Here is a 10,485-nt window from a genome sequence, read left to right on the forward strand (position 1 = left end):
GGCTGGGCGTGTACTTCGCGAGAGTGGGGTGGGATCAGGCGGACAAAGCGGCCAGTGTGGTGGCGGCGTTGATCGCCGTGGCCGGGTTCGCGATGACGCTGTACTCGCTGAACGCCTCCTCAGGCGGAGGCCGGCGGGTGTCGCAGCGGGCCGAGGCGTCCGGCCGTGGCCGGGTCACCCAGGTCGCCGGCGGTCTGAACGCCGCCGCCGAGGGCGGCACAGCAGCGGGTCAGGTGGTGCAGCGCGCGACGGTGTCCGACGACGCGGAGGTGACCCAGGTGGGCGGGGACCAGGGCCCGCCCGCCCAGCGGTGACCGCCGGCGAGGCGCCGGACCGGCTCTCCCAGTACGCGACGGCCTCCGGTCATGGGCGGATCTACCAGGCCGGCCGGGATCAGTACATCTATGTCGGCGACAGATCCGAGCCGCGCGTCGTGGTGTCGTTGCCGCCTCCTCCGGCTCGTCTGGTCGGCCGTGAGGGCAAGGTCGACGGCCTGCTGGACCTGCTCGCCCCCGGCGACCGTGGAGTCCCTTCGATCGTGGTGTCGGCGGTGCACGGGCTGGGCGGCATCGGCAAGACCGCACTCGCCGTGCACGCCGCCCACGAGGCGGTCGGACGCGGCTGGTTCCGAGGCGGGGCGCTGTTCGTCTCCATGCGCGGCTACGACCCCGCCGGGCCGATGACCGGCGCCCAGGCGGTGGAGGAGGTGCTGCGGGCCCTGCTCGGCGGGCAGCAGTTACCGGCCACGCCGGAGGAGCAAGCGGTGCTGTACCGATCGGAGCTCACCCGGCGGGCTCAGAGCGGACAGCGGGTGCTGGTCGTCGCCGACGACGTGTCCTCGCCCGGGCAGGTGCTCCCGCTGATCCCCGCACACGGCGCGCACCGCCTGCTGGTCACCTCCCGCGACACCCTCGCCTCCCCCGCGCTGGGAGCCCGCCTGGTGGACCTGCGGGAGCTCGACCCCGGCGCCGGCGCCCACCTCATCGCCGACGTCCTGACCCGCGCCCGCCCCGAAGACCCGCGACCCACCCGCGAGATCGACGCCTTGGCGCAGGTCGCCGAACACTGCGGCCGGCTGCCGCTGGCGTTGCAGATCGCCGCCGCCATGCTGGTCCGCGACCCCGGCCTGCCGATCGCCGCGCTGGCGGCCGGCCTGGCCGATGAGCGGACCCGGCTGGACCGGCTCCACCACGACGATGGCGGCGACCGATCACTGGCGGTGCGCGCGACGTTCGAGTTGTCCTACCGGCGTCTGCCGGCCGACCGGCGGCGACTGTTCCGGCTGCTGTCGCTCAACCCCGGTCCGGACGTCTCCACCGAAGCCGCCGCCGCGCTCGCCGGCGCGCCGGCCGACGGGACGCGGCCGGCGCTGGCCGCCCTGGCGGGTGCGGGCCTGCTGGTCGAGTGGCCGGCCGGAGCGGGGCGCTGGCGGATGCACGACCTGCTCGCCGTCTACGCGACCGATCTGGCCCGCGACGATGACGCCGGCCTGCGGGAGGACGCCGTCGCACGATTGCTGGAGCACTACCGGGCGACCGCGAGCGCCGCCGGCGTGCATTTCGGCGCGTTGCCCGGTCAGCCGGTTCCCGCCCGGTTCTCAAGCCGTGATGAGGCACTGGCCTGGCTGGAGGCCGAACGCCTCAACCTCACCGCGGCGGTGTCGCTGGCCGTCACCGCCCATCCGGACATCGTCCTCCCCATGGCCGACGCCCTCGCCGGCTTCCTGGACCGGCGCCACCACATCGACGATGCCCTCACCATCGCCCGGCATGTCCTCGCCACCGCTCAGGAGGCCGGCGACCGCTACGGCGAAGCCACTGCGCTGAACCACATCGGCATCGCCCTGCGGCGAACACGCCGGTTCGACGAGGCCGCCGAAGCCGGCATCCAGGCCGCCCTCATCTTCCAGGAGCTCGGCGAGCACCGCGACGTGGGCAAGGCGTGGACGAATCTCGGCCTCGTCCGGCGGGAAACGGGCCGGTTTCAGGACGCCATCGACGCCCACATCGAAGCCGTCGTCATCTTCCAGGAGACCGGCGACCGCCAGAGCGAAGGCGGTGCGGTGGACAACCTCGGCGCCGCCCTGCGGGAGGCACGCCGGCTCAAGGAGGCCGCCGGCGCCCACGCCATGGCCGCCGCCATCTTCCGGGAGACCGGCGACCGTCACGGCGAGGGCGTGGCGCTGAACAACCTCTCCATCGTCTGGCGGGAAACAGGCCGAGTGAAGAAGGCCCTCGACGCCTGCACCCGCGCCGCCGCCCTCTACCAAGAGACCGGCGACCGTCACGGCGAAGCCAGCGCACTCAGCAACCTCGGCCTCACCCTGCATGACCTGCGCCGGTTCGAGGAGGCCCTCGACGCCTGCACCCGCGCCGCCGCCCTCTACCAAGAGACCGGCGACCGTCACGGCGAAGCCATAGCGCTGAACAACCTCGGCCTCACCCTGCGGAAGATGCGCCGCTTCGAGGCGGCCATCGACGCCTGCGCCCGCGCCGCCGCCCTCTTCCAGAAGACCGGCGACCTCCACAACGAAGGCATAGCGCTGGACAACCTCGACCTTGCCCAACGGCGTGCGCGGAGGAGACGTCGGTGGCGGACGGTCGTGCAGGGCAAGCCGGCGAACTGACCGCCCTTCCCGCCGCGCGTCGTCCGGCCCGGGGTCAGCGCCTGGAGAACCAGCGGCGTCTGCGGGGGGCGGGCCGCACCGTGGCCACGGTCACGTCGCTCAGCTCCGCGACCGTGCCGGACTCGACGGCGGCCAGCGCCGTGAGGACGTCGCCCTCGATCACGAACTGCACCGGGCCGGCCACGTCCACGACGACCGCGGCGGCCTGCTCCTGGACGGCGGCCTGGCACACCTGGAGGGTGGTGGCCTGGATGGGGCGGGCGTCGGGGCGCCACCTCTTCAGCGGGTCGGTGCCGGTGAAGGCGAGCACGGCCTGCCTGCCGTCCTGGCCGACGAGCTTGGGGAGCGCCATCTCGCTCTCCTTCTCCTGCTTCAGCCCGTGCGCGCCGACCTCCGTCTCGGTCAGCAGAGCGACGACGGGGACGAGCAGGCGGGCGCCGCTGAGGGCGTTCAGGACCTCGGCGGGGCCGGCCGTACCGGACCGGTAGGCGGCCAGGACGGCGGCCACCGCGGGCGCGGTGGAGCCGTCGTCGTTCGGGTCGAGGGGTTGCGGGATGGTCGGCACAGTCACCGAGGGTACCCGCGCAGGGGCTCGGTTCTCCGGCACGGGTGGGCGCTAGCCCAGGTCGGCGATGGCGGCCACCGGGCCGCCGCCGGAGGGGCCCTGGTGGACGGCGGCGACCGACACGAAGACGGCCGGGTCGCCGGTGACCGAGGCGGCCACGCCGCCCACCGCGGCCTTGATCTGGCGGTGCCAGTGGACGTCGGAGTCGTCCAGCATGATGTTGCGCCGCCCGCGCACCCGCCCCGACGGGTCGGCCTCGCACTTCATGAAGACGTTCACCAGCCGTCCCCCGAGGTCGGACGGGTGGGGCCGCTCGGGCAGCGGCAGGCCGGAGTCGCGGATGGCCGCCCAGATGCCGTCGGCGTCGAGGGCGTCCTTCATGACGCTGTGGCCGATGCGGTAGCGGCCGCCGATGCCGCGCACGTTCCCCACGAGCACGATCTGCGCCCGGTCCAGCTCCACCCCGGAGGAACAGGAGGCGACGGACGAGTACAACGACAGGTCCTTGTGGATCTGGTCGGCGCGCGGCATCTCGATCTCGCCGAGGGCCACGGCGATGCCGAGGGCGGTCGTGGAGTTGGACAGGTCCATCGAGGGCCCCGTCTCCTCGATGGCGGTGTCGTGGCCGCGCCGCCTGGCGTCGGTGATGGTGGCCAGCGTCAGCAGCGGCGTCTTGGTCTGGACGTAGTGCACGTCGCGCGGGTCGTCGATGCCGGCGATCTTCATGGCCTCGCGCACGCCGGCGGCGACCTTCTCCACCATGGCGGGGCGGCCGATGTCCTCCGGCAGGATGACCTCGCTCATGGCCACCCCGACCGACAGGCGCGGCTCGTCGGTGGCGGCGTCGGAGGAGGTGGCGTCGGTGGTGGTGGCGTCGGTGGTGGTGGCGTCGGTGGTGGTGGCGTCGGTGGTGGCGAAGATGGTGGCGTGCGGGCTGAGGATGCCGTCGGTGCCGCCCGACCACACCAGCGGCACGCTCTCCGGCGCCGGGTGCCCGTGCTCGGCGAGCACCTCGCGGAAGGCGCGGTCGGCGAGGATGCGCGTGTAGTCGTTCACGCCGCCGTTGCCCTCGGTCTTGCCGATGACGGCCAGCACCCGCTCGGCCTCGATCACGCCGTCGGCGATGAGCCGCGACAGCCCGGAGGCGTCGGTGACGCTCTCGATGGGAACCTTGCGCACTTCGATCGGGTCCGGCATGCCACGCCCCTTCTCATGTAACCGCTCTCCCCTGCCGCCGCCGGCGACGTTAGTGCAGCCGGCCGGCGGTGTTCACGGTCAATGTGTGCCCATGAAGGCCGCCGATGATGTCAACCTGCGCTCACCGCCCGCGGCGGTAGGGTCGCGGACGTGATTCGCGAAGCGCTGCTCGACGGCATCAGGCTGGTCTACCGGGAGGAGGGCGACCCGGCCGCTCCCCCGCTGCTGCTGGTGCACGGCCGTACCGCCGACCACAACGACTGGAACGGCGTCACCCAGCACCTCGCGGCGCGCCACCACGTGGTCGTGCCGGATCTGCGGGGGCACGGGCGCAGCGACCGGCCGGGGACGTACGCGCTGCCGGAGATGGCCGCCGATCTCGTCGCGCTGCTCGACCACGTGGGCGCCGCCCGTGCCACGGTCGTCGGCCACTCGCTCGGCGGCGTGCTGTCCTGCCTGGTCGCGGGCGGCCATCCGGACCGGGTCGAGCGGCTGGTGCTGGAGGACGTGCCGGCGCTGCCCCTGCGCGACCGCGCGCCCGTCGTGGAGGACGGGTCCACGGGGTTCGACTGGCGGATGGTCCACGAGACCGAGCGGCAGTTCCTGCACCCGGATCCCGCCTGGCGGGCGGCGCTGGGGTCGATCACGATGCCGACGCTGGTGTTGTCGGGCGGGGCGGCGAGCCCGTTCGACGCGGGAGAGACGGCGGCGCTGATCCCGGGCGCGAAGCTGGTCACCATCGAGGCGGGCCATCTGATCCACGTCGGCGCCCGCAAGGAGTTCCTCCGCGTGGTGGACGCGTTCCTGAGGGCCTGAACGCGCGGGCGTGACGGCGGGTGGCCGGGGTAGGTGCCGCGTGACATGCAGCTACACCAGCGGCTGACCAGGCTGAGGGCGATGGCGCCCCCGATCGTCCAGTGCGCCGTCGCCGCCGGGCTCGCCTGGATGGTCGCCACGGAGGCCGTCGGGCACAGCCGGCCGTTCTTCGCCCCCATCGCGGTGGTGATCTGCATCGGCGTGGGTCTCGGGCAGCGGCTGCGGCGGGCGGCCGAGCTGGTCGTCGGGGTCAGCCTGGGCATCGGCGTGGGCGACCTGCTGGTGTCGTGGATCGGCACGGGCGCCTGGCAGATCATGCTGGTGGTGGCGCTGGCCATGGCGGTGGCGGTGTTCATCGACCGCGGCACCGTGATCGTGCTGCAGTCGGCGTCGTCGGCGGTGCTGGTCGCCACCCTGCTGCCGCCGAGCGGCACCGGCGGGCTGGACCGGATGGTGGACGCCCTGATCGGCGGCCTCATGGGGCTGGCCGCGGTGGCGCTGCTGCCGGCGAGCCCGTCGCGGCTGGTCACCCGGCACGCGGCGGCGCTCTTCGGCTCGCTGGCGGACGTGCTGCGCTCGACCGCGGAGGCGATCGACCGCTGCGACCCGGCCATGGCCGCGGCGGCGTTGCAGGCCGCACGGGGCACGCAGGCGCACGTGGACGAGTTCCGCCAGGCGCTCGACACCAGCCTTGAGATCGCCAGGCTCTCCCCGATGCACCGGCGCCAGCGCTCCCGTCCGGCGGAGTACGAGACGGCGGCCGACCCCCTCGACCACGCCCTGCGCAACGCCAGGTTGCTGGCCAGGCGGGCCATGGTGGCGCTCGACGACGGCGACCGGCTGCCGCCCTGGTTCCCCGGGACGCTGCGCGAGCTGGCCGAGGCGACGCTGCTGCTGCGCGACGAGCTGGCCGAGGGCCACGAGCCGCGGAGAACCGGCGCGGCGGTGCGGGCGGCGGCCTCCCGGCTGGGGACCGAACGGTGGGGGTTCTCCGCGGACGTGATGAACGCGCAGCTCCGGTCGATCACCGTGGACCTGCTGCAGGCCACGGGCGCCGATCGGGAGGACGCGCTGTCCGCCCTGCCGCCGCTCGACCCCTCCTGACAAAAAGGGGCAAACGTGACCCCAATGTCATAAAGATCCGCCATCGTGGAGGGGTGCGAACCCGGCTCAACGATCTCGTCAAGGAGCGGCTGGGCACGTTCGGCCTCATCGCGCCCTCGATCGCGCAGTGCGCGGTCGGCGCGGCCATCGCCTGGGTGGTCGCCATCGAGCTGCTCGGCCACCCGCGGCCGTTCTTCGCCCCCATCTCCGTGCTGATCTGCGTCGGCGTGGGCCTGGGGCAGCGGCTGCGGCGGGTGGTCGAGCTGGTCGTCGGGGTCAGCCTCGGCGTGGGAGTGGGCGACCTGCTGGTGTCGTGGATCGGCTCGGGCGCCTGGCAGCTCGCCCTGGTGGTCGGGCTCGCCATGACCGTGGCAGTGCTGCTCAACAGCGGGGCGTTGTTCGTCGCGCAGGCCGGGTCGTCGGCGGTGCTGGTGGCGACCCTGGTGCCCACCGAGGGGGCGGGCGGCCTGGACCGGATGGCGGACGCGCTCACCGGCGGCGTCATCGGGATCGCCGCGGTGGCGCTGCTGCCCGCGAGCCCGTTCGCGATCGCGGCCAAGCACCTGTCGGCGGTGCTCGACGCGCTGTCCACGGTGCTGGAGCAGGCGGCCCAGGCCATCGAGCGCAGGGACGCGGACCTGGCGGCCGAGGCGCTGGAGGAGGCGCGTACGACGCAGACCGCCGTCGAGGAGTTCGGGGCGGCGCTGCAGACCAGCAAGGAGATCACCATGATCTCGCCGCTGCACTGGCACCGGCGGGCCCGCCTGTCCCGCCACGAGACCGCGGCCGTGCCCGTGGACCTGGCGCTGCGCAACGCGCGGGTGCTGGCCAGGCGGACGCTGTCGTCGCTGGGCGAGGCGAGCCCGCCCCCGGCCGCGCTGGCCGAGGCGATGCGCGAGGTGTCGGAGGCGGCGCTGCTGCTGCAGCTGGAGCTGGGGGCCGGGCGTGAACCGACGCTCGCGCGGCAGGCGCTGCTCGCGGTGGCCGCCCGGGAACGGCCCCGGGAGCTGGGCTTCTCGGCGCACGTGATCATCGCGCAGCTGCGCTCGGTGGTGGTGGACCTGCTGCAGGCCACGGGCATGGACCACGTGGAGGCCACGGCGGCGCTGACCCCGCTGGACGAGCCCGCCCGCCGGGACTGAGCGCGGTCAGGACGGCACGAACGTCCGCAGCACGTCGGCGCTCTCGTCGAGCTCGGCCGGTTTGCCGGAGGCGACGGCGACGACGAGGTCGTAGGCCGAGTCGTCGTCGGTATCGAGCTCTACACCGTTGAACCGCAGGAAGACGTCGGTCGTCAGCCACGACAACCGCTTGTTGCCGTCGATCAGCGGATGGCTGACCGCCAGCGACTGCAGCAGGGCGGCGGCCTTCGTGATCAGGTCGGGATAGGCGTCGTGACCGAACATGGCGGAGCTCGGCCGGTGCACGGCCGAGTCGAGCCCCCTCATGGTAGGCGGGACGTGGCATCACGACGATGCCATGACCCTGCGTTTATCCTTCGCCACCCTCCGTTCAGGACGACAGGCGCTTGAGGCGGGTGACGGCCTCGTCGATGACCTCGTCCTTCTTGCAGAACGCGAAGCGCACGTAGGATCGGCCGCGCTCGGGGCGTTCGTAGAAGACCTGGGTCGGGATGGCGACGACGCCGGCCAGCTCGGGCAGGCGGCGGGTGAGCTCCAGGCCGTCGGAGAAGCCGAGCGGCCGGATGTCGGTCTGCACGAAGTACGTCCCCGACGGCCGCAGCACCTCGAAACCGGCCGCCGACAGGCCCTCCATCAGCCGGTCGCGCTTGTCCTGGAGAGACGCCGCCAGGGCGCCGACCCACTCCAGCTCGTGCCGCAGCCCGTACGCGACCGCGAGCTGCCAGGGCGCGCTCGCCGTGAACGTGAGGAACTGCTTGACCGTCTGCACCGCCGTGACCAGGGCGGGAGGGGCGCACACCCAGCCGGTCTTCCAGCCGGTGACGGAGAACGTCTTGCCCGCCGAGGAGATCATCACGGTGCGCTCGCGCATGCCGGGCAGCGTGGCGAGCGGGATGTGCTCGACCCCGTCGAAGGTGAGGTGCTCGTACACCTCGTCGGTGACGGCGATCAGGTCGTGCTCCTGGCACAGCTCGGCGATGGCGGTCAGCTCGGCGCGGGTGAACACCGTGCCGGTCGGGTTGTGCGGGGAGTTGACCAGGACGACCCGGGTGCGCGGCGTGATCGCGGCGCGCAGCTCGCCGGGGTCGAACGTGAAGCGGCCCTGCGACGGGCGGAGCGTCACGGGCACCAGCCGGGCCTGGGCGAGCGCGACGGAGGCGGCGTAGGAGTCGTAGAAGGGCTCGAACGCGATGACCTCGTCGCCGGGCTCGCACAGCGCCAGCACGCTCGCCGCCACGGCCTCCGTGGCGCCGACCGTGATCAGCACCTCGCCCACCGGGTCGTAGGCCAGGCCGTAGTGGGCCGCCCGGTGCTCCGAGACCGCCTGCCGCAGCTCCAGCACGCCGGGCCCGGGAGGATACTGGTTGCCGCCCGCGGCGATGGCCTGCACCGCGCGGTCGAGCATGGCGGCCGGGCCGTCGGTGTCGGGGAAGCCCTGGCCGAGGTTGATCGACCCGGTCTGCACGGCCAGCGCGCTCATCTCCGCGAAGATCGTCGTGCCGAAGACGCGCATCCTGCTCACAAGTGGTTCGGTCACGCCCCCAGACTATTAGTCTCGTGCCGTGATCCTCCGGGCCGTGCTCGCCGTCGCCCTGTCCGCGCCGCCCGTCACGGTGCCACCCGTAACAGTGCCACCCGTAACAGTGCCACCCGTAACAGTGCCACCCGGCATGGGGACGAGCGCCTGCCCGGTCGCGGTGCCGTCGCGTACGACGTGCGGGTTTCTGGAGGTGCCGGAGCGGCGCGACGCGCCCGGACGGACGATCAGGGTCGGTTACGCCGTGCGCGAGGCCCCCGTCGCCGGCCGCAGGCCCGATCCGGTGGTGTTCATGGCCGGCGGGCCTGGCACCGCGTCGATGCCGTCGATGGGCGTGCTGGGCCGGATGTTCCCCGACCGCGACGTGATCGCGGTCGAGCGGCGCGGCGGCCGGCACTCCCGTCCCTCGCTGGGCTGCCCGGAGATCGCTCAGGCTCTGCTCGGGCGGTTGCGGGGGGCGGGCGCCAACGTCGCGGACGCCGCCCTGCGGTGCCGGGCGCGACTCGCGGAGCAGGATGTCGACCTGCGGGGGTACACCACCGGCGAGATCGCGGCCGATGTGGTCGCGTTGCGCAGGAAGCTCGGGTACGTCTCGTGGAACCTGTTCGGCGTCGGCCACTCCGCCACGGTGATGGCGCGGGCGGCGGCGGCCGACCCGGACGGGGTGCGGTCGGTGGTGCTGGACTCGTTCACGCCCGAGCAGGCCGGCGACGCCGGGCGGGGCCTGGCCGACGCGCTGGCGCGGCTGGGGGTGCGGGAGCGCTTCGAGACCGTGACGGCGCGGCTGAACCGGTCGCCCGCCGCCGTTCCGGCGGCCGATCCGCTGCTCGGCCGGGCGTACACGGCGCGGATGGGCGGTGACGACGTGGCCGCGGCGCTGGCGTGGTCCTTGCGCGGGGGCGAGGCGGCGGCCGTGCCGGCGTTGCTGGACGCCCTGGCCGAGGGGCGCACGGAGCCGCTGGGGCCGCTGGCCGACGCCGTGGGCGAGGGGCTGATGGCGCGGGAACCGGGGCTGTATCACGCGGTGCGGTGCCAGGACGGCGCTCCGCCCGGACTTTTCACCATAAATCCAGAAAAAGCGGTGTGTGAGGCGTGGCGGCTGCCCGTGTCCGCCCCCGCGCCCGCCGTTCCCCGGGCTCCCGTGTACGTCCTCGCGGGCCGGTACGACCCCGTCAGCCCGCCCGCCACCGCGCGTCAGGCCGCTGAAGCGTTCCCCCGTGGGCGTTTCCAGGAGTTCCCCGGCCTCGCCCACACCGTCTTCGAGGCGAGCGCCTGCGCCCGGCGGGCGATCGCCGCGTTCGTCCGCGACCCGGACGGGCACCCGGACGGGTACTCGGACGGGCACTCGGACTGGCACCCGGTCACGCCGTGCCGGGAGGCCCGGCCGCTCGGCGAGCTGCACGTGACCGCGGCGCCGTACCGGATCTCGCGGGCGCCGTGGCTGGCCGCGCCGCTCGCCGTCTTCGCGCTCGCGTCGCTGGCGCAGCTGGCCGCCGGG

General features: G+C 73.8%; 10 protein-coding genes. 6 read left to right on the plus strand and 4 right to left on the minus strand.

Translation table 11 applies throughout. From position 1 onward, the window contains the following. Positions 1–314: hypothetical protein (locus tag C1J01_RS50550; protein ID WP_181449249.1), on the plus strand; the 314-nt coding region annotated here is incomplete at its 5' end. Next, on the plus strand, positions 311–2,626 hold the full coding sequence (locus C1J01_RS41145; RefSeq protein WP_181449250.1) for a tetratricopeptide repeat protein: 2,316 nt from the start codon (positions 311–313) through the stop codon (positions 2,624–2,626). The genes C1J01_RS50550 and C1J01_RS41145, both read left to right, overlap by 4 nt. Before the next feature lie 34 nt (positions 2,627–2,660). Here the strand turns inward: C1J01_RS41145 and C1J01_RS41150 are convergent, their stop codons facing one another. Together C1J01_RS41150 and bar are read right to left on the minus strand one after the other, a co-directional pair. After that, positions 2,661–3,191: an SseB family protein gene (locus C1J01_RS41150; RefSeq protein WP_111184468.1), complete on the minus strand. Its 531-nt coding sequence runs from the start codon at positions 3,189–3,191 to the stop codon at positions 2,661–2,663. 51 nt (positions 3,192–3,242) lie between these two features. After that, the gene (gene bar, locus C1J01_RS41155; RefSeq protein ID WP_111184469.1) at positions 3,243–4,388 is read right to left on the minus strand and encodes a barbiturase; all 1,146 of its coding nucleotides are present in this window, start codon (positions 4,386–4,388) and stop codon (positions 3,243–3,245) included. Positions 4,389–4,538: 150 nt separating this feature from the next. Between bar and C1J01_RS41160 the strand changes: the two genes are divergently transcribed. The 3 genes from C1J01_RS41160 to C1J01_RS41170 are packed head-to-tail and all read left to right on the plus strand — an operon-like array spanning position 4,539 to position 7,450. After that, complete coding sequence (locus C1J01_RS41160) at positions 4,539–5,204, plus strand: alpha/beta fold hydrolase (RefSeq protein ID WP_111184470.1); 666 nt, start codon at positions 4,539–4,541, stop codon at positions 5,202–5,204. 45 nt (positions 5,205–5,249) lie between these two features. Continuing rightward, the gene (locus C1J01_RS41165; protein WP_181449251.1) at positions 5,250–6,308 is read left to right on the plus strand and encodes an FUSC family protein; all 1,059 of its coding nucleotides are present in this window, start codon (positions 5,250–5,252) and stop codon (positions 6,306–6,308) included. Between the two features lie 53 nt (positions 6,309–6,361). Beyond that, complete coding sequence (locus C1J01_RS41170) at positions 6,362–7,450, plus strand: FUSC family protein (RefSeq protein ID WP_111184471.1); 1,089 nt, start codon at positions 6,362–6,364, stop codon at positions 7,448–7,450. Positions 7,451–7,456: 6 nt separating this feature from the next. Here C1J01_RS41170 and C1J01_RS41175 read toward each other — a convergent pair whose 3' ends face one another. Further along, positions 7,457–7,756 (minus strand): type II toxin-antitoxin system death-on-curing family toxin, encoded by a 300-nt coding sequence (locus tag C1J01_RS41175; protein ID WP_111184472.1) that lies wholly within the window; start codon positions 7,754–7,756, stop codon positions 7,457–7,459. A gap of 64 nt (positions 7,757–7,820) precedes the next feature. Then, complete coding sequence (locus C1J01_RS41180) at positions 7,821–8,987, minus strand: pyridoxal phosphate-dependent aminotransferase (protein ID WP_111184473.1); 1,167 nt, start codon at positions 8,985–8,987, stop codon at positions 7,821–7,823. A 133-nt stretch (positions 8,988–9,120) separates the two neighbouring features. Here C1J01_RS41180 and C1J01_RS41185 point away from each other — a divergent pair. Then, the coding region (locus tag C1J01_RS41185; protein WP_146615908.1) for an alpha/beta hydrolase at positions 9,121–10,485 on the plus strand (1,365 nt) is incomplete at its 3' end.

Origin of the sequence: Nonomuraea aridisoli, from assembly GCF_003236395.1 — a bacterium.
GTDB classification, from domain to species: Bacteria; Actinomycetota; Actinomycetes; order Streptosporangiales; family Streptosporangiaceae; genus Nonomuraea; species Nonomuraea aridisoli.

What these genes read in the sequence shown, in the direction of transcription:
- bar (WP_111184469.1), bottom strand. Translation starts at nt 4,388, where the DNA reads ATGCCGGACCCGATCGAAGTGCGCAAGGTTCCCATCGAGAGCGTCACC.
- C1J01_RS41165 (WP_181449251.1), top strand. Translation starts at nt 5,250, where the DNA reads ATGCAGCTACACCAGCGGCTGACCAGGCTGAGGGCGATGGCGCCCCCG.
- C1J01_RS41175 (WP_111184472.1), bottom strand. Translation starts at nt 7,756, where the DNA reads ATGAGGGGGCTCGACTCGGCCGTGCACCGGCCGAGCTCCGCCATGTTC.